At 58.5% G+C, this 18,077-nt stretch carries 17 protein-coding genes; 10 read left to right on the top strand and 7 right to left on the bottom strand.

The window, feature by feature from the left end; all coding sequences use genetic code 11:
• The first annotated feature begins 13 nt into the window (after window positions 1-13).
• The 8 genes from tmcC (at window position 14) to ACZ5D1_RS15955 (ending at window position 6,816) form a co-directional block, all read left to right on the top strand.
• Window positions 14-673 (top strand): TmcC family electron transfer complex membrane anchor subunit, encoded by a 660-nt coding sequence (tmcC, locus tag ACZ5D1_RS15920; protein WP_464555460.1) that lies wholly within the window; start codon window positions 14-16, stop codon window positions 671-673.
• A 20-nt stretch (window positions 674-693) separates the two neighbouring features.
• Complete coding sequence (tmcB, locus tag ACZ5D1_RS15925; RefSeq protein WP_011369371.1) at window positions 694-2,013, top strand: electron transfer complex ferredoxin TmcB; 1,320 nt, start codon at window positions 694-696, stop codon at window positions 2,011-2,013.
• A gap of 20 nt (window positions 2,014-2,033) precedes the next feature.
• A complete protein-coding gene (tmcA, locus tag ACZ5D1_RS15930; protein WP_011369372.1) occupies window positions 2,034-2,420 on the top strand; it encodes an acidic tetraheme cytochrome c3 TmcA in 387 nt (128 codons plus the stop codon).
• A gap of 13 nt (window positions 2,421-2,433) precedes the next feature.
• On the top strand, window positions 2,434-2,976 hold the full coding sequence (locus ACZ5D1_RS15935) for a hypothetical protein (protein ID WP_273195172.1): 543 nt from the start codon (window positions 2,434-2,436) through the stop codon (window positions 2,974-2,976).
• Window positions 2,977-2,979: 3 nt separating this feature from the next.
• Window positions 2,980-3,903 (top strand): universal stress protein, encoded by a 924-nt coding sequence (locus ACZ5D1_RS15940; RefSeq protein WP_027182636.1) that lies wholly within the window; start codon window positions 2,980-2,982, stop codon window positions 3,901-3,903.
• Window positions 3,904-3,923: 20 nt separating this feature from the next.
• Window positions 3,924-4,385 (top strand): response regulator, encoded by a 462-nt coding sequence (locus ACZ5D1_RS15945; protein WP_011369375.1) that lies wholly within the window; start codon window positions 3,924-3,926, stop codon window positions 4,383-4,385.
• A complete protein-coding gene (gene divK, locus ACZ5D1_RS15950; protein WP_011369376.1) occupies window positions 4,360-4,755 on the top strand; it encodes a DVU0259 family response regulator domain-containing protein in 396 nt (131 codons plus the stop codon). The genes ACZ5D1_RS15945 and divK overlap by 26 nt, the downstream gene beginning before the upstream one ends.
• 99 nt (window positions 4,756-4,854) lie before the next feature.
• Window positions 4,855-6,816 carry a hybrid sensor histidine kinase/response regulator gene (locus tag ACZ5D1_RS15955; protein ID WP_011369377.1) on the top strand — a complete coding sequence of 654 codons (1,962 nt, stop codon included), beginning with the start codon at window positions 4,855-4,857 and terminating at the stop codon, window positions 6,814-6,816.
• Between the two features lie 871 nt (window positions 6,817-7,687).
• Here ACZ5D1_RS15955 and ACZ5D1_RS15960 read toward each other — a convergent pair.
• The 3 genes from ACZ5D1_RS15960 to ACZ5D1_RS15970 form a co-directional block, all read right to left on the bottom strand.
• Window positions 7,688-8,893: a response regulator gene (locus ACZ5D1_RS15960; RefSeq protein WP_464555463.1), complete on the bottom strand. Its 1,206-nt coding sequence runs from the start codon at window positions 8,891-8,893 to the stop codon at window positions 7,688-7,690.
• Between the two features lie 39 nt (window positions 8,894-8,932).
• On the bottom strand, window positions 8,933-11,230 hold the full coding sequence (locus ACZ5D1_RS15965) for a PAS domain S-box protein (protein WP_027182638.1): 2,298 nt from the start codon (window positions 11,228-11,230) through the stop codon (window positions 8,933-8,935).
• Window positions 11,231-11,393: 163 nt separating this feature from the next.
• Entirely contained in the window at window positions 11,394-11,888 is a 495-nt protein-coding gene (locus ACZ5D1_RS15970; protein ID WP_011369380.1) for an RrF2 family transcriptional regulator, read from the bottom strand.
• A 495-nt stretch (window positions 11,889-12,383) separates the two neighbouring features.
• Here ACZ5D1_RS15970 and ACZ5D1_RS15975 point away from each other — a divergent pair, with 495 nt between their 5' ends.
• Complete coding sequence (locus ACZ5D1_RS15975; RefSeq protein WP_464556565.1) at window positions 12,384-12,716, top strand: ArsR/SmtB family transcription factor; 333 nt, start codon at window positions 12,384-12,386, stop codon at window positions 12,714-12,716.
• A 53-nt stretch (window positions 12,717-12,769) separates the two neighbouring features.
• Window positions 12,770-13,915 (top strand): permease, encoded by a 1,146-nt coding sequence (locus ACZ5D1_RS15980; RefSeq protein ID WP_464555466.1) that lies wholly within the window; start codon window positions 12,770-12,772, stop codon window positions 13,913-13,915.
• A gap of 622 nt (window positions 13,916-14,537) precedes the next feature.
• Here ACZ5D1_RS15980 and phnE (ACZ5D1_RS15985) read toward each other — a convergent pair.
• The 4 genes from phnE (ACZ5D1_RS15985) to phnD form a co-directional block, all read right to left on the bottom strand.
• Window positions 14,538-15,335, bottom strand: coding sequence for a phosphonate ABC transporter, permease protein PhnE (phnE, locus tag ACZ5D1_RS15985; protein ID WP_011369383.1), 798 nt, complete (start codon window positions 15,333-15,335; stop codon window positions 14,538-14,540).
• Window positions 15,332-16,120, bottom strand: coding sequence for a phosphonate ABC transporter, permease protein PhnE (phnE, locus tag ACZ5D1_RS15990; protein WP_011369384.1), 789 nt, complete (start codon window positions 16,118-16,120; stop codon window positions 15,332-15,334). The genes phnE (ACZ5D1_RS15985) and phnE (ACZ5D1_RS15990) overlap by 4 nt, the downstream gene beginning before the upstream one ends.
• Window positions 16,117-16,908, bottom strand: a complete 792-nt coding sequence (gene phnC / locus ACZ5D1_RS15995) for a phosphonate ABC transporter ATP-binding protein (RefSeq protein ID WP_027182640.1) — start codon at window positions 16,906-16,908, stop codon at window positions 16,117-16,119. The genes phnE (ACZ5D1_RS15990) and phnC overlap by 4 nt, the downstream gene beginning before the upstream one ends.
• 104 nt (window positions 16,909-17,012) lie before the next feature.
• Window positions 17,013-18,038: a phosphate/phosphite/phosphonate ABC transporter substrate-binding protein gene (gene phnD, locus ACZ5D1_RS16000; protein WP_011369387.1), complete on the bottom strand. Its 1,026-nt coding sequence runs from the start codon at window positions 18,036-18,038 to the stop codon at window positions 17,013-17,015.
• Window positions 18,039-18,077: the final 39 nt, after the last annotated feature.

Consider the following 18,077-nt stretch of genomic DNA (forward strand, 5'->3'; position numbering starts at 1 on the left):
AAGGGAGGCAGTCGTGACGGCTTTCTACAACTTTGTTTCGGGGCCGCTTGCATGGGCGGCATGGGCCGTATTCATTGCGGGCAGCGCCTACCGTATTTTTTCCATGGTGCGTCTGGCGCAAAAAAAAGACGGTTCCGCCGTGGCGTACATGAGCTGGAAATACAGCCTGCGCTCCATCATGCACTGGATAATCCCCTTCGGCAGCATCGGCTGGCGCGAAAACCCCGCGGTCACGGTGCTCACATTCGTCTTTCACATCTGCTTTTTCGCCGTGGCCATCTTCCTTTCATCGCACGTGGTGCTGTGGGACTACGCCTTCGGCATTGATTTCTGGAGCCTGCCCGACCCCGTGGCGGATATCATGACCCTTGCGGTGCTGGGCATATGCCTGTTTTTTGCCTACCGCAGGCTGTTCAATGCCAATGTGCGCTTTGTCACCCGCCCTGCAGACTGGGTGGCGCTGGGCATCGTGGCGTTGCCGTTTCTCACCGGATTCATGGCCACGCATCTGGTGGGCGACAACCTGATACTGAGCACCCTGCATGTGCTCTCTGGCGAGGCGGTGCTGGTGGCCATCCCGTTCACACGGCTCAGCCATGCGCTGTTCATTCCCTTTACTCGCGCATACATGGGCTCGGAATTTGGCGGCGTACGCCAGTGCCGCGACTGGTAAATCCCTGAGGAGGCTGCAAAATGGGCATTGCCGACCGGAAAATTGAGGACGAAGGGCTGAAGCGCGGCATAGCGGCGCTTACCCCGGACCGCATTCAGAGCGTCATCCAAAGCGTCATTCAGGGCGAAACCGGCGCACGGCTTAAAGTGTATGCCGAAACATGCATGCGTTGCGGCATGTGCGCTCCCGCCTGTCATTACTACCTTTCGCACGACGGCGACCCCAGTTATTCGCCCGTGGGCAAGGTGGAACAGACCATGTGGAAAATCCTGCGCTCGGAAGGCAGGCTCACCCCTGACGATATCTATCTGATGGCGCAGCTGGCCTACACCGAATGCAATCTGTGCCGCCGCTGCACCCACTACTGTCCGGTTGGCATAGACACCGGATACATAATGAGCACCGTGCGCCGCATCTGCCACAGACTGGGTGTCACGCCGCTGTACATTCAGGATACCGCACACAGCCATTCCGGCACCATGAACCAGATGTGGGTCAAAGAAGACGAATGGATAGACAGCCTGCAGTGGCAGGAAGAAGAAGCCCGCGATGAAATACCCACAGTCCGCTTTCCCATAGAAAAAGAAGGGGCGGACATCATGTATTCGGTCATCGCACCGGAGCCTAAATTCCGCACACAGCTCATCTATCAGGCCGGTGTCATTTTTGATCAGGCCGGGGTAAACTGGACGCTGCCCCAGACTCCCGGCTGGGACAACAGCGACATGGCCATGTTTTCAGGTGATTATGAAATAATGGGCAGGGTCAAACGGGCCCACTTTGAAACAGCACAGCGCCTTAAGGTAAAACGTATTGTCATGGGCGAATGCGGCCATGCCTTCAGGTCCATTTACGATGTGGGCAACCGCTGGCTGGGCTGGAAATGGCACCCCGTACCCGTGGTTCATTCCGTGGAGTTTTTCTGGGAGCTGTTCACTCAGGGCAAAATCAAGCTGGCCAAACAGTTTGAAGAGCCTGTGACCATCCACGATCCGTGCAACATCATCCGCGGCCGCGGCCTGACGGAAAAACTGCGCGAGGTGGTCAGCTTCCTGTGTCCCAACGTGGTGGAAATGACCCCCAACCGCGAGCACAACCTGTGCTGCTGTGCGGGCGGTGGAGTCATCAACTGCGGTCCCCCGTTCAAAAACGTACGTGTGGAAGGCAACCGCGCCAAGGCGGAGCAGCTCAAACGCACTGAAGTGGGCGTCATCATAGCCCCCTGCCACAACTGCCACGGCGGGCTGGAAGACATTGTCCATCACTACGAGCTGGGCATGTCGCTCAAATTTCTGGGCGACCTCATCTACGAATGCATGGAAAAGCCCGGCGCCGAATAGGCGCGGTGCAGGGAGGTCATATGCTGCGACGCACGTTCTTTGTCCTCGCCGTGCTGACCGCCGCCGTTTCATACGCGCTGGCGGCCATGCCCGACGGCATCATCACCGTATCAACAAGTGCGCTGGAACCGCTTACACGTCCGGCAGCGGTCTTCGACCACGATGCGCATAACGAAAAAGCCGGTCTCAACGACTGCGCGGTCTGTCATCACGGCGAAGAAGACGGCAAACAGTCGCTGGAAGTAACCAGCGAAGGCGTGCCCTGTGCCGACTGCCACGCCGTGAAAGCGCAGGGCAAACGCACTCCGCTGCGCCGGGCCTACCATCGCCAGTGCATGGGCTGTCATCAGTCCGCGGGCAAAGGCCCAGCCAACTGCGGCGGCTGCCACAAGCCGTGGCCCTCGTAAAGGAAGACTGCACATGCACACCGTCAGCATCAGCACTACAGGGCATCTGCAGCCGCACCAAGGCGGCGCAGCGCAGGACCCGCTGGGCTGGCTGGGCAGTGTGGTCCGGCTGGAAGAAGGAGTAACCCTGCGCAGCGTCATGCAGATGCTGCAACGATACCCTGATCTGGCACGCATAAGTCCTTTTCTGCAGACCGCACTGGCCGAAGTACGCAATGCACCGCAGAACGGATGCCGCACACCGGCATTCGGTCTGCTGCAACTGACACGGACCATAGAGCTGACGGGGTTTCCCGGAAATCCCGCGGTACAGACCTTCACCACCCTGCGGGGCACGGACGGACATGGCGCAACGGAGCACGAGCTGCGGTTCATCCCTCTGGACCGGCTGCTCGATATGCCCCTGACGCTGGGCGGCGTGAAACATACCGTATTTGGCGACAGGCCGGATGTACTGCACTGCGAAACCGCATTCAGCCTGTTCGACGTCATCGAAGGCATAGCCTGGGAGATAGGCTTCCAGGGTGGCTCCCAGCAATGCAGCCTCAGGAGGTAGCATATGTTCAAAAAAATCCTCTTCGCCACTTCTGCTTCTCCGGCCTGTGACAACGCGGCAAAAGTTGCTTTTGATCTGGCGCGGCGCAACGGTGCCAAACTGTATGTGTTCCATGTGATGGGCGTACCCAGCCGCGGCTTCAGCCACATGGTGCGTGACCTTCGCTCCGGCGAAGAAGAACACGCCGACGGCGATTACCGCGACTGGGTGGTGGAAGAACTGCAAAGCACCTACGCCGAACAGATGGAAGGTTTTGAAAAAAACACCAGCATAGAACTGGCTGTTGGGGTGCCGCACACCGAAGTGCTGCGCTTTGCCCGCCAGAATGACGTGGATCTGATTGTCATGGGCGCAAACACGCGTGAAGACGATCCGGGCGCCGCACGCACACGCAGCATCATCGGCAACACCATGCAGCGCGTGGCCCGCGTGGCCCGCTGTCCGGTGCTTATTGTCAACCGTCCCTGCACCACCTGCTGGAACCTGTTCTCGAACATCGTTTTCTGCACAGACTTCTCCAAAGCGGCGGATTCGGCATTCAAGTTTGCCCTGAGCGCCGCCAGAGAAGTGAACGCCCGGCTTTACCTCTTCCATGCGTTCGACATCAATGCGTCACGGCTGGGGGTTTTTCCCGGTCAGGCAGAGCTGGAACGCACACTGGAAAAAGCCCACGCCCAGATGCAGGAACGCTACCTGCGCCACATGGGCGACTTTGACAACTATCAGGTCGATATCTGGGAGGGCACTCCCTATGTCGAGATTCTGAAATACGCCAGAGAACGCAAGGCCGACCTTGTGGTCATGGCGCATCACACCAAGGAAGTTAATCCCGACCAGGCCGAAATCGGCAGCACCGTAGAGCAGGTGGTACTGCGCTCGGCGTGTCCGGTGGCCAGCGTGGTGCATCCCGACAAAGTGGCGGCCTAGCCCTTCCGCGGGAGGCGGCCATGCCGCAGAACATTCTTGTTGTAGATGATGAAATGAGCTTCAGGTTTTACCTGAAGACGCTGTTCGAAACGGGCGGCTACACAGTTGAAGCCGCCCGCAACGGCAGCGAAGGGCTGCAAAAGGCCCGCACCAAAAAACCCGACCTTGTGGTGCTGGATGTGATGATGCCCCGCAAGGGTGGACTGGAAATGTACCGGGGCCTGCGTTCTGACCCTGTACTGTGCAATGTGCCGGTCATAATGCTGTCGGCTGTGGGTGCAGGCACTTTTGCCCACGCGCTTGCCATGATAGGCGTGGCGCAGGGGCAGCTGCCGCCGCCGCAGGCATACATGGAAAAACCGCCGTGCCCCGAAAAGCTGCTGAACACTGTCCGCACCGTGCTTGCTTCGCACGAGCAGGACGCAAAGAGGCACAGGGAAGACAAGGAGAGCTGCAATGCCGCACAAGATTCTGATTGTTGACGACGACCCGTATATCGTCAAATATCTTGTGGATATCCTGAGCGACAACGGCTACGCCACGTGCTCCGCCTCTGACGGGGCGGACGCAATGGCCGTGCTGGAGCGCGAAAAACCCGATCTCGTGACGCTGGATCTGGAAATGCCCAACGAGTGGGGGCCGCGCTTTTACCGCAAAATGACCAAGGAACCGGCATTCAAAGATACTCCGGTCATTGTCATCAGCGGGCTTTCCGGCATACATCTGGCCATACGCAATGCCGTTGCATCGCTTAAAAAGCCTTTTGATCCCAACAAACTGCTTGAGATCATTCGGCAGACTCTGGGAGAGCAGGAGCGCTCACAGGCCGCACAGGCCTCCGACGACGAATAGCACGCCGGGACGCGCTCCGCGGGGGGGCGTCCCGACGCAACTGCCGGTCCTGTTCTGCGGAACAGGCCGGAACGCGCTGCTATGCGCCGAGGAGAACCCATGAGCCATTCCATCCTGCTGGTAGATGACGAGGAAGGTATACGCACCGTCCTCGGGCTTTCGCTGGCCGATGCCGGGTACAATGTATCCGTGGCCGCCACCGGAGAAGAGGCCCTGCGACTGTTCGACCAGTCGCGTCCGGACATCATTCTTACAGATATCAAGATGCCCGGACTTTCCGGTCTTGATCTGCTCAAACGCGTCAAAAACATCGCCCCCGATGTGGAAGTCATCATGATCACCGGCCATGGTGACATGCAGCTGGCCATCCAGAGCCTGAAACAGGACGCCACGGACTTCATCACCAAACCCATCAACGACGACGTGCTGGAAATTGCCCTGAACAGGGCTCATGAACGCATCTCCATGCGCAACCAGCTGCGCGAATACACTGAAAACCTGGAAAACAAAGTACGCGAGCAGTCCGCACGACTGGTGGAGGCCGAACGGCAGCTGGCCGCCCAGCAGATGATGGACGGGTTTTCCGTGGGTCTCAAAGCGCTGCTTAACGCCATGGACAGCACGCTGGGCGGCGTGTTCAACGAACTGCCCTGCTTTGTGGCTGTGCACAGCCGCTATCTGGAAATCATCGCCGCAAACGATCTGTACAGAGAAAAACTGGGCAATCTGGTGGGCCACCAGAGCTGGGAAGCCTACTACGGGCGGGATAAAGACAGTAACGGCTGCCCCGTGCTGACCGCCATACGCGAAGGACGCGGCAGCCGCACCGAAGAAATGCTGGTGGACAAGACCGGCAAAGGTATTCCCGTGCTGGTGCACACCGCCCCCATTCTCGACAATGACGGCGAAGTGGAACTGGTGCTGGAAATTTCGGTCGATACATCTGAAGCACGCCGGCTGCACGAAGAACTGCGCCTTACCCGCCACCGCTACGGCCAGCTTTTCGACGAAGCCCCCTGCTACATCACCGTTCAGGACAAACAGTTCAGAGTGGTGGAGGCCAACCGCAGGTTCCGTGAAGATTTCGGAGACGCCGTGGGAGGTTTCTGCCACGAAGTATTTGTACACCGCCAGACGCCCTGTACCGGCTGCCCAGTGCAACGCACCTTTAACGACGGCCAGCCGCATCAGTATGAAACCGTGGTCACGTCACGCTCCGGCGAGCAGTACAACGTGCTTGTCTGGACGGCCCCCCTGCGCGATGCCGCAGGCAACATCACGGAAGTGATGGAAATGTCGACCAACATCACGGAGCTGCGCAAGCTGCAGGACAGACTTTCCAACCTCGGCCTGCTGCTCGGTTCAACCGCACACGGCATCAAAGGGCTGCTTACCGCTCTGGACGGGGGCATATACAGGCTTGGTTCCGGGCTGGAACGCAACAATACCGAGCGGGTACACGACAGCTACGAAGATATCAGACACCTGACAGACCGGCTGCGCAAAATGGTGCTCGACCTGCTGTACTATGCAAAAAAACGTGAGCTGAACTGGGAAGTCGTTCTGGCTTCGCATTTTGCTCCTGAAGTGGCCGCACTTGTCAGACCCAAGGCTGAAGCGCAGAAAGTACGCTTTACCATCGAAGTTGCTCCCGATGCAGGAACATTTGAAGCCGATGCCGGCGCACTTTCCTCCGCATTTGTAAACCTGCTGGAAAATGCCGTGGAAGCCTGTACGGCAGACCGGACTCCGGACAAAAAACATGCAGTACACATGGCCGTCAGCGGCCTGCCGGACAGGGTGGAATTCTGTATCACCGACAACGGGGTGGGCATGGACAGAGAAACGCGCGAAAAGCTGTTCACGCTCTTCTTCTCCTCCAAAGGTGCCGCAGGTACCGGCATAGGCCTTTTCGTGGCATCACAGACCGTACAGCAGCACGGGGGCTCCATCTCCGTGGGGTCCGAACCGGGCAAAGGTACAACCTTTGTCATCACACTGCCCCGCACGCTGCCGGATTCCGCCAAGTCAGAACCCCGTCATCCGGCACCCGCCACCTAGACTCCATAACCCCTTCCTGCCCGTCGGAGACATAAACAATCATATCTGAAGAGCCTCCGGCGGGCAGGGAGATGATCTCCCTGCACCCTCAACACGCACGCCGCGCGCGGCCTGCTCCGGCGTGAGGCGCGTTGTACGGCCTTGTGCCGCAACGCAAGGGCGTACCATAAAAATCTGCCCCGTACGCCCGAACGAACTCAGCTGACCGAACTGCCTGTGGCGCAACGGGGGATGCAAGGGGAATCTGTCCCCTTGCCCGTCAGAGACATGAAACAAACACACCTAAAGACGCCTCCGGCGGGCAGGGAGATGATCTCCCTGCACCCTCAACACGCACGCCGCGTGCGGCCTGATCCGGCGTGAGGCGCGTTGTGCGGCCTTGTGCCGCCACGCAAGGGCGTACCATAAAAAACTGCCCCGTACGCCCGAACGAACTCAGCTGACCGAACTGCCTGTGGCGCAACGGGGGATGCAAGGGGAATCAGTCCCCTTGCCCGTCGGAGACATAAACAATCATATCTGAAGATGCCTCCGGCGGGCAGGGAGATGATCTCCCTGCACCCTCAACACGCACGCCGCGTGCGGCCTGTTCCGGCGTGAGGCGCGTTGTGCGGCCTTGTGCCACCACGCAAGGGCATACATAAAAATCTGCCCCGTACGCCCGAACGAAATCAGCTGACCGAAAGGCCCGTGGCGCAACGGGGGATGCAAGGGGAATCAGTCCCCTTGCCCGTCGGAGACATGAAACAACCGCACATGAAGACGCCTCCGGCAGGCAGGGAGATGATCTCCCTGCACCCTCAACACGCACGCCGCGTGCGGCCTGATCCGGCGTGAGGCGCGTTGTGCGGCCTTGTGCCGCCACGCAAGGTCACTCGTGGCAAGCCTTACCGGACAGTGGGAGGGAAAGTTCGGCTTCAGTGCCGCCCCGGGCACGGGCACGGATGTGCAGTTCGCCGTTCTGCTCGCGCATTGATTTACGCGTTGCCATCAGGCCGAAACCGGAACCGGCTGGTTTGGAAGTAAAGCGGCCGTTGCGGAGCTGCCCCGCCGCCTCAGCAGGCAGGCCGGAGCCGTTGTCGCATACGATCCAGCGGACGCAGACATTGTCCTGTACCACGCGGATGCTTACAGTACCGGCACCGTGTTCCAGAGTGCCCGCGGCAACGGCTTCTTCCACCGCATCCACGGCATTGATGACAAGGTTCATCAGGCAGGCGTGCAGTGCAGAATAATCAAACAGCGCACTTCCGGATTTTTTGGCATTTTCAGATTGGTGCGACGGTTCAAGGCGCAACAGCGCTCCGGCATCCGCCGCTCTGCTTTGCAGCAGCCGGACAACATCGCGCGCCACACCCAAAGGATCGCCGGGCTGCATATCAGGTTGTGCCGGTCTGGAAAGATGCAACAGGTTCATTGCCATGTCACGCAGTCTGCCCACATCTTTACGCAGCATCTGCCAGCCCTGCTCAAGATACTCGCGGTTATCAAGTTCCAGCCCTTTTTCCAGTACAAACATAGCCCCTTCCAGCCCTCCGGCCAGATTCTTGATGGCGTGTGCCATGGTACCGGCAGTTTCCCCCATGGCGGCAAGGCGTTCGGCTTCCAGCAACTCGCGGGTTCGCTGTTCCACCAGCGATTCCAGCTGGCTGGTATAGCGCCGCACCTGCCCCCGCAGAGCAATCCGTTCTGCGGCGCGGGCCAGCGCAAATTCCAGCACATCGGCATTAACGGGCTTGGTCAGAAAATCACCGGCCCCCTGCCGCAGACTTTCCACTGCCAGCTGCATGTCGCCATGTCCGGTCAGCATCAGCACTTCCGTATCGGGCCAGGCTGTTTTAAAGGCGCGCAGCAGGGCCATGCCGTCCATAACGGGCATGCGCACATCGGTCAGCAACACATGGGGCGGCCGGCTGTCATGTGCCAGCTGCAGCGCGGCTTCGCCGGACTGAGCTGTAACAACCTGATACCCCATATCGGCAACAAGAGGCCCCAGTGTTGCCAGAATGCCCGGCTCATCATCTACAAGCATGACAGAAAGAGGTGCAGACTCCGCTGCCGCTGACAGATCCGGCATGGTACTGTTCCATCGCTCCGCGCAGGCGGGATAAAGATGTTATGTTGCAGCGTTCTCAGACCCGGCGGGCAGAGAGCTGGTGGAAGGAAACCGCAGAATAAAACAGGCGCCGCCTTCCGGCATATTTGCCGCCTGTATGCTGCCACCGAAATCTTTCACCAGCCCGTAGCTGATGGAAAGACCGAGTCCCGTTCCCTTGCCCACGCTTTTGGTAGTGAAAAACGGTTCGAATATCTTGTTAAGCAGCGAACGGGGAATCCCCTTGCCTGTGTCGCACACACGCACCACAACCTCTCTGTCTTCCACCGTTGTGCGCACGGTGATACGGCGCGGGGCATTAGGATCGCGCTCCGAACGCTCTTCAATGGCATCACGCGCATTGAGCAGCATGTTTGTGAACACCTGTTCAAGCCTGTTAGGCATGGCCATGACCGGCGGCAGAACTTCGGCCAGCTGCCAGTCCACTTCAATCTGCCGCAAAGAAAGCTGGCGGGCAAAAAACTCGCACGATGACTGCAGAACAGCATTGAGATTTACCGGTTCCAGCGTGATATCCGACTGGCGGCCGAAGTCGCGCATGTGATTGATAATACCGCTGGCTCTGTCCACATGGCTGTCTATTTCGCGCGCCATGGTTTCCAGCACATCGGGTGCCACTGGTTCACCGCGATGTATTTTGCGCATGATAAAACTGCTCGCGGTTTTAATGACAGTCAGCGGCTGGTTCAGTTCATGTGCCACGCCGGTTGCCATCTCACCCAGTGTAGCCATTTTTCCGGCCTGAATCAGCTTCTGTTCGGTCTCCAGCCGTTCGGTCACATCGCTGGCAGCCACCAGCAGCACTGTACGCTCATGGTATTCTGCGGGCGACAGCATGATGTCGACATACAACATGCTGCCGTCCTTGCGATGGTTGCGGGCCCGGGGAAGTACAGTAAATGCTTTCAGCTGCGATGCGTACCGCCTGCGCTCCTCTTCGGGAAACATGTCAAGAAACGACATACCGGTCAGCTGGCTGCGTTCATAACCGTACAGGGTTTCCACGGTATGGTTGCAGTCAACAATATCAAGCGTCTGCGCATCCAGCACAAACACGGCGTTGGGAATGTTATTGAAGATGGCGTGATATTTCTGTTCCGAGCGACGCAGCCTGTCTTCGGCCTTTTTCAGCGCCGAAACGTCAATGGACATTTCCATGGCTGCTGTCACCTGCCCGTTTTCATCCACAACAGGAGAGGTATGCACAAGCCAGTGTGTTCTGGAACCATCCGGATTGGTGCGGTATTCTTCGCTGCAATGCGACCTGCCCGTGGCAAATGTACGTTCCACAGGACAATTGGGACAGGGGTCTGTGCGGCCTTTATACGCCTGATAGCAGAACGCACCGGGCAACGGGTGAAAGCGCTCTGCAAATTCCCTGTTGAACTGCAACAGACGGTATTCTCTGTCCTGCACGGTGATGCTGCACGGCACCTGCTCAAACAGCGCCTGATATTCCCGCCGCTGCCGCAACAGTTCTTCCTGCTTCTGGCGGATATCATCGGCCATGGACTGCACCGCGCCGGCCAGCTCTCCTATCTCGTCATGCTGGCCTGCATCCGTTATCAGCACCGGCTCGCCCCTGCCTATGCGTCTGGTGTTTTCCTTCAGGCGCGAAACAGGTTGCGTGATAAACCGCCGCAGCAACAGCACAATGGCCGAAGCAGAAAGCAGAAAGACCACTGCCGTGGCACCTACCATCCCCTGCTGGAAACGGGCAAAGTCCAGCTGCGCAGGACCAAGGCGCATCACCACGTCCAGTGCGCCGAGCACCTGTTTATCGGCAGAATGCACATGGCACGGCCCGCCGGAACAGCCTTCTTCATTCATGATGGGCCGCAGGCTGCCCAGCAGAGGTTCTCCGTCCGCACCGGTAAAGCGGCGGGTGCTTTCAGAAAGAGCCAGCCGGGTCAGCGGCGGCTCGGTGTGGTGGCAGACATTGCAGGCTTCATCACGTATGTTTGTCACCCGTCCGACCTCGTCGGCCTGACTGGAAAACATGATGGCTCCGGCTTTATTGTAAATACGGATGGAATGGATGTCGGGCTGACGGGCCAGATCGCGTATGATCTGATCAAGCTCATGGCGGGCGTTGGTCATCATGGCATAGCGCGTGCCCAGCAGAATGGTACTGCCCAGCCTGTCCGCGCCTTCGGCAAATTCGCGCATGGCATGACGCTGATGGTAGCGCATGTTAAACCAGGAAAGCGCCACAAGCCCTGTAAGCAGCGTCACACCCGTGGTCAGCACGATGCGGTACACCAGACCGAACCGGCGGGGGGATGTCTTTTTATGCATGGTATTCCCCTGCATGTGGCCGGCGCAGCAATAACACGCAGCGCGCCGCACGCACACAGCATTTGCGCGGAACATCCGCACGGCAGAACCACAAAAGCCCCGCCGGTGCAAGACATTCACACACCGGAACTCTTCCGGCGCAATACGGTACCAAATGGTACCATCAGGCGCCTTTTCTGGCACGGCTGCCCGAGGCGTGCCTGCAGTGCTCGTCTTCGATGGTCTGGCAGAAATCGCCGAACCGCACCCCCTGATCGGAGTAGGCCACAAGCTCGGCAAATGTGAAACGGTCAAGACGCTCGAACATGGCTATTCCCGCTTCTTTCCAGAGCATTCTGGTAAGACAGCCGGGCGCATGGGTGCAGCCCTCTTCATCGCGCCCGCAGCCCACGATGTCTGTGCCGCCTTCCAGCAGGCGCACCACGTCGCCCACGGTAAATGTGGTTACATCACGCGCCAGCGTGTGCCCCCCGTTGGGCCCGCGCTGGGCCTTTAAAAAACCGGCCTCTTTCAGCTGGCGGGCAATCTTTTCAAGATACTTCTGCGAAACCCCCAGACGCTCGGCCACGTCCCGCATCAGCACTGGCCCGTTTCTGCCGTGAACCGCCACATCAAGCAGCATGCGGGTACCATACCGGCTGTTGGTCAGAAGGCGCATTGTTTCCCCTCCGTTTTTGGTCTTACAAGGCCGCACAATATCAGCGGCCAAACACAAGCAAGGCCCTGACAGCCGCGAAGGCATCCTGCCCGATGCCGTATCTGCTGCACGTCACCGTACAGACAGCCGCAGACTGTCAGAGCGCGAGCCGGATTTGCCGCGCGCATGAAAGGCACACGCGACAGGCGACCAAGAGAACGCCGCGGCTTTCCTGCCCGTTTTCCAAAGCATACAACACCCCCCGCAAACTCTCAACAAAAGACCACAAATACGGTGGAAAATTAATATGTTCTGACAAAAGGCCCATGCATCGCATGCGCTTTTTTCACATCCTTTTCCACAGAAAAAAACAACACGAACACAGCATGTTAGCAAACACTTACACACCGGTTTTCCTCTGCCGAAGCATTTGGCTGAATCGCCAAATACTTCTTGACACGCCCCTTCGCCGGAAGTATTTGGCGAAAAAGCCAAATGAAAAAGGAGGGCACAGTGATGGATACTCCGTTCACTGAGCGTCAGGCCGCAATTTTTAAAGCGCTGGGACATCCGGCACGGTTACGCATGGTCGATGCGCTGACCGCCGGAGCACGCTGTGTGTGCGAACTGCAGGAACTGGTCGGCTCAGACATGTCCACTGTCTCCAAGCATCTTTCCGTACTTAAAAAAACCGGTATCGTGCAGGATGAGCGTCGCGGCAACAATATTTACTATTCCATTGCCCTGCCTTGCGTGACCGGTTTTCTGCAATGCACCCGGCAGGCTGTGGAGCGCGCAGGCATCAGCCCCGCACCTGAACAAACCGGCAGAACGGATGCAGCCGACTGACAAATCCGCCTTGAACGGCAAGCATGTTGAAACCCCTAAAAAGGAACACCGCGATGTCTGCACACGACCCTTTTACAGCTCCTCCCTGCTGCTGCAATAAAGACAACCCCGTCCGGAAACAGGACAATACAAAGACCCCCGGCGGCATGCGTCCTCTGCAACCTGCCGGTGGCCGCACCATTCGCCCGCGCACCATGCTATTGCTGGCAGGCGGGCTTGTCGTATGGTTTGCCGTCTACGGGCAGCTGTTGTCTTTTGCCCGTCTTGTCACCTACGACGTGCTGAGTCTCGGGCGCGGCACCCATCTGGGCGAGGCTGTTGAATTCTTTATTTACGACACGCCCAAAGTGTTGATGCTGCTTGTGCTGGTTGTCTTCGGTGTCGGCATTCTGCGGTCTTTTTTCACACCTGAGCGCACCAGAAAAATTCTGGCCGGACGCAGTGAGGCCGCCGGTAATGTGCTGGCAGCCCTGCTGGGCATTGTCACCCCGTTCTGCACATGTTCGGCGGTCCCTCTCTTTATGGGGTTTGTGGCAGCCGGCGTACCGCTCGGGGTCACACTCTCTTTCCTTATCGCCGCCCCCATGGTCAACGAAGTTGCCGTGGTACTGCTCTACGGACTGCTGGGATGGAAAGTCGCCGCCCTGTACATGGGCACCGGTCTTGCCATTGCCGTGCTGGCGGGCTGGATTATCGGCCGCTTGCGCATGGAACGTTATGTGGAAGACTGGGTTACACAGACAACACAGCCCGCAGCCGGCCTGATGCTGGAAGCCCGCATGAGCTGGGAAGGACGGATCAGCTACGCAGTTGGTGCCGTGCGCGATATCGTCGGCAAAGTGTGGCCGTATGTTGTACTGGGCATAGCCGTGGGAGCCGGAATTCATGGTTATGTGCCCGAAGGCGTTCTGGCTTCCGTCATGGGCAAAGAAGCATGGTGGTCTGTGCCTGCCGCGGTGGTGCTGGGCATTCCCATGTATTCCAATGCCGCAGGCATCATTCCTGTAGTGCAGGCACTGCTGGGCAAAGGCGCCGCGCTGGGTACCGTACTGGCCTTCATGATGGCCGTCATCGCCCTATCGCTGCCCGAAGCCGTCATACTGCGGCGCGTACTCAAAATGCCCCTTATCCTCACATTCTTCGGCGTGGTGGGCTGCGGAATCCTCATTGTCGGCTTCCTTTTCAATATGCTCATCTGACCGGCCGTCTCCGGCGGGCAAGGGGAATCATTCCCCTTACCCGTCGGAGACATTACACAATCACTCATGAAGACGCCTCCGGCGGGCAGGGAGATGATCTCCCTGCACCCTCAATGCGCTCTTCGCATGTTCCCCGGATACGCCCGCGGCGCGCTGTACTGCTTTGCTCCGTGCCGATGATGCCGCCCTGAACGCCCCAAAGGCCATAGCTGACCGGTCCGCGCCGAGCGCAACGGGGGATGTAAGGGGGGATGCAAGGGGAATCATTCCCCTTACCCGTCGGAGACATTACACAATCACTCATGAAGACGCCTCCGGCGGGCAGGGAGATGATCTCCCTGCACCCTCAATGCGCTCTTCGCATGTTCCCCGGATACGCCCGCGGCGCGCTGTACTGCTTTGCTCCGTGCCGATGATGCCGCCCTGAACGCCCCAAAGGCCATAGCTAACCGGTCCGCGCCGGGCGCATCTCGGGATGCAACGGGGGATGCAAGGGGAATCATTCCCCTTGCCCGCCGGAGGCATAGCTATTTAAAACAAAACGGACCCCGCTTCCTGCAAGAGGCGGGGTCCGTCAACAATCCCTTACGTAATGCGCGGGAATTGTATTTCTGTGTACGTTTTAGATGATACGCTTGCGTATCTGCGTGACCAGCACCTCGGCCAGTACAACCACGGCAAAAATGCAGACCAGCACCAGTGATACGCGCGTCCACTGGAACAGGTTAAGTGCCGTATCAAGCGCTACGCCGATACCGCCGGCACCCACCAGACCGATGACCGAAGATTCACGCACGTTGATGTCCCAACGGAACAACGCGATACTCCAGAACGCGGGAGAAACCTGAGGCCAGTAAGCCTTGAGGAATATGCTCACCCACGGCGCACCTGCGGCGCGCATGGCTTCCACCGGCCCGCTATGGGCTTCTTCCAGTGCTTCGCCGAACAGTTTGCCCACAAACCCGATGGAACGCACGGCAATGGTGATAACCCCTGCCAGCGTACCGGGACCGAACATGGCCACAAACAGCATGGCCCACACCAGCGAGTTAACCGAACGGGAAGAAACCAGAATAAAGGTTGCCAGCCAGTTGAGTGCGGGAGCACGGCACACGTTACGGGCAGCCATCACACCTACCGGCAGCGCCAGCACCAGCGTCAGCAGCGTACCCAGCGTGGCGATATGCAGTGTTTCCACCAGACTGGCGTGCACCCCTTCGTAATAAAAACCGAAGTCCACAGGCCACATGCGCTGGAAAAGGTCAGAAACCTGATGCGGAGCATCCATGAGGAACTCGGGGATGACCTGCACGGTACGGAACGACCATGCCAGCAGCACGCCCACGCACAGAAACACGGTAAATCGCGCATAGCGTTCGGCACGGGTAAACCGCACCCACTCACGGTCTGCTACGTTCATCGGAACACCCCCTTCACCCGCTGGGCAAGCAGTTCGCTCACCATAACCAGAGCGATGATGCAGATAAGGATGGCACTCACGAAGTCATAGTCGTAACGCTGGAATGCAGCCGCAAGCGTACCGCCTATGCCGCCTGCACCCACAATGCCTATCATGGTCGAGTTACGCAGGTTGGCGTCTGTCTGATAGGTGGCAAACCCGATGAAGCGGTTCAGCACCTGAGGCAGCACGGCAAAAATAAGCACAGAAGGAAACGGTGCGCCCGCAGCCCGCATGGCTTCGACAGGTTTAAGCGAAATCTCTTCGATGGCTTCGGCAAAAAGTTTGCCGATAAATCCTATGGAAGCGAAAATAAGAGTCAGAATACCCGCCAACGGCCCGAACCCCACGGCCTTTACAAACAGAATAGCAAAAATCACGGGGTGAAAAGAACGGCAGATGGCAATAAAACCGCGGCTGGGCCATGTGAGCCAGTCGGGCATCAGGTTGCGCGCGGCCATAAGACCGATGGGCAGCGAGATAAGCACACCGAAAGCAGAAGAGATGATAGCAATCTGCAGTGTTTCCAGAAGGTTGTTTATAAGCAGCTGCCAGCGGGCAAAGTTGGGCGGCACCATGGCCCCCAGAAAGCGCTGGGCGTTGTCCATACCGGCGATGACGCGGTCAAAGGAAATTTCCAGCGACTGCGCCGCCCATATGCAGTACAGCACGACAAGCAGGTACCCGGAGCGCGCCCAGTAATTCGGTCTGAACGGTGCCGGGCGTTTCATGGGGCTATCACTCATTTCAGCCAGTCCTCGCCGCCGTAGATTTCCTTCAGGTGATCATTGGCCAGATCGGCCGGATCGCCGTCGAACACCACAAGCCCTTTGCTCATGCCCACCACGCGGTCGGCAAAACGGCGGCCCAGCGACACGTCGTGGATGTTGACCAGCACGGGGATGTTGTTACGGTTTGCCACCTCGTTCAGCAGCTCCATAATTTCCACCGACGTCTTGGGGTCAAGAGACGAAGTAGGCTCGTCTGCCAGCAGAATATCAGGCTGCTGCATAACGGCGCGGGCAATGCCCACACGCTGCCGCTGTCCGCCCGAAAGTTCGTCGGCGCGGGCCTGGGCAAAGTCGGAAAGACCCACAAGGTCCAGCAGGTCATAGGCACGGCTGATGTCTTCTGCAGGAAATTTACGCAGCCATGCGCGCATGGGAGAAATATACCCCAGTCTGCCGCAGAGCACGTTTTCCATAACGCTCAGACGTTCCACCAGGTTGAATTCCTGAAACACCATGCCTATGCGGCGGCGCATGGCGCGCAGGTCGCTGCCGCGCAGTGCGCACAGGTCCACCCCGCCCAGCATGATGCGGCCGGCCGTGGGTTCGATAAGCCTGTTGATACAGCGCAGCAGTGTGCTTTTACCCGTACCGGAAGGGCCTATGATGGCGGTGGTGCTGCGTCCTTCGACGGTAAGGCTGATATCCTTGAGCACCGCTTTGCCGCGGACATATTCCTTGCGCAGATGTTCAATGACCAGAGATGCTCCGGCAGACGGAGCATGTTGTGCAGTTGCCTGAGTCACTGTTGACTTTCCTTTGTGTAAAACCCTGAAAACATGGACAGTGGGCGTCGGAAACACCGACGCCCACTGTGTAAGCCGTTATCAAATGGTACTGCCGGGCAGCCCTACTGCTTGGCCTTGGCGGCCTTTTTAGCCTTGGCTTCGGCTTCTTTCTTGGCAATGGCCTCAAGACCGGCCTGATTGAAGTGTTCGCCGTTGGCATCAGCTATATCGCGGATGATTGCCCAGTCTTTCTGGTACGTGACGGGGAAGAAACGGTCCGCGCCGCCGAAAGTTTTCTGCATGGCAGGGGTGAAGCGGTATTCAAGGAATGCCTCACGGATCTGCTCCACCAGTTCGGGCTTCAGGTCGTGTGCGTACCCGAAGGAGGAAGTGGGGAACTGTTCGCTCTGCCAGACGATACGGAAGTCTTCTTCGTTGATGCGACCGGCTTTGGCCATACGTTTGAACACGTCGCCTGCCACAGGGGCAGCGTCGTAGTCGCCGAAGGCCACGCCCAGAATGGACTGGTCATGCTTGCCGGAGTAGACAACGGTGTAATCTTTGTCGGGGGTGATGCCCAGCTTGGGGAACAGTGCGCGGGGAGCAAGGTTGCCGGAGTTGGACGAAGCGGAAGTGTGCGCCACACGTTTGCCCTTCAGGTCGGCCACGGACTTGATATCGCTGTCCTTGCGGGTGATCAGCAGCAGGCGGTAGCCCTGAAATTCGCCTTCATTGCCTTTGACGGCGATGGGTATGTAGCCGGCAAGGTTGACTGCGTAGCAGGTGGGACCCGTGGAAAAACCGGCGATATGCAGACGGCCGGAGCGCATGGCTTCCACTTCTGCAGCATTGGACTGCACCGTGTAGTATATGACACGCTTGCCGGTTTTCTTTTCAAGATATGCCTGAAAATCGGCAAAGGCGTCCTGATACACTGCGGGATCTTCCACAGGGGTATAGGTGAACACCAGCGTGCTGGGGTCCTTGAATTCGGCGGGATCCTTGGGCGGATCTGCCACGAGGTCTTTGTTTTCATCGCAGTACGCTTCGTCCAGCGCGCCGCGGAATGAGCAGTCGGCGGCAAAGGCCGACGTTGCCAGACCCATGAAGGCCACGATAGCCAGCAGACAAGTCCACTTCCTCAACATAGTGCACTCCTTGAGATGATGCGATCCGTGTGGACGGTC

The organism is Oleidesulfovibrio vietnamensis, assembly GCF_055388115.1.

What these genes read in the sequence shown, in the direction of transcription:
- ACZ5D1_RS15940 (WP_027182636.1), top strand. Translation starts at nt 2,980, where the DNA reads ATGTTCAAAAAAATCCTCTTCGCCACTTCTGCTTCTCCGGCCTGTGAC.
- phnD (WP_011369387.1), bottom strand. Translation starts at nt 18,038, where the DNA reads ATGTTGAGGAAGTGGACTTGTCTGCTGGCTATCGTGGCCTTCATGGGT.
- phnE (WP_011369384.1), bottom strand. Translation starts at nt 16,120, where the DNA reads ATGAGTGATAGCCCCATGAAACGCCCGGCACCGTTCAGACCGAATTAC.
- phnE (WP_011369383.1), bottom strand. Translation starts at nt 15,335, where the DNA reads ATGAACGTAGCAGACCGTGAGTGGGTGCGGTTTACCCGTGCCGAACGC.
- ACZ5D1_RS15970 (WP_011369380.1), bottom strand. Translation starts at nt 11,888, where the DNA reads ATGCGCCTTCTGACCAACAGCCGGTATGGTACCCGCATGCTGCTTGAT.
- tmcB (WP_011369371.1), top strand. Translation starts at nt 694, where the DNA reads ATGGGCATTGCCGACCGGAAAATTGAGGACGAAGGGCTGAAGCGCGGC.
- ACZ5D1_RS15945 (WP_011369375.1), top strand. Translation starts at nt 3,924, where the DNA reads ATGCCGCAGAACATTCTTGTTGTAGATGATGAAATGAGCTTCAGGTTT.
- ACZ5D1_RS15965 (WP_027182638.1), bottom strand. Translation starts at nt 11,230, where the DNA reads ATGCATAAAAAGACATCCCCCCGCCGGTTCGGTCTGGTGTACCGCATC.
- ACZ5D1_RS15960 (WP_464555463.1), bottom strand. Translation starts at nt 8,893, where the DNA reads ATGCCGGATCTGTCAGCGGCAGCGGAGTCTGCACCTCTTTCTGTCATG.
- ACZ5D1_RS15980 (WP_464555466.1), top strand. Translation starts at nt 12,770, where the DNA reads ATGTCTGCACACGACCCTTTTACAGCTCCTCCCTGCTGCTGCAATAAA.
- ACZ5D1_RS15975 (WP_464556565.1), top strand. Translation starts at nt 12,384, where the DNA reads ATGGATACTCCGTTCACTGAGCGTCAGGCCGCAATTTTTAAAGCGCTG.
- tmcA (WP_011369372.1), top strand. Translation starts at nt 2,034, where the DNA reads ATGCTGCGACGCACGTTCTTTGTCCTCGCCGTGCTGACCGCCGCCGTT.
- ACZ5D1_RS15955 (WP_011369377.1), top strand. Translation starts at nt 4,855, where the DNA reads ATGAGCCATTCCATCCTGCTGGTAGATGACGAGGAAGGTATACGCACC.
- divK (WP_011369376.1), top strand. Translation starts at nt 4,360, where the DNA reads ATGCCGCACAAGATTCTGATTGTTGACGACGACCCGTATATCGTCAAA.
- ACZ5D1_RS15935 (WP_273195172.1), top strand. Translation starts at nt 2,434, where the DNA reads ATGCACACCGTCAGCATCAGCACTACAGGGCATCTGCAGCCGCACCAA.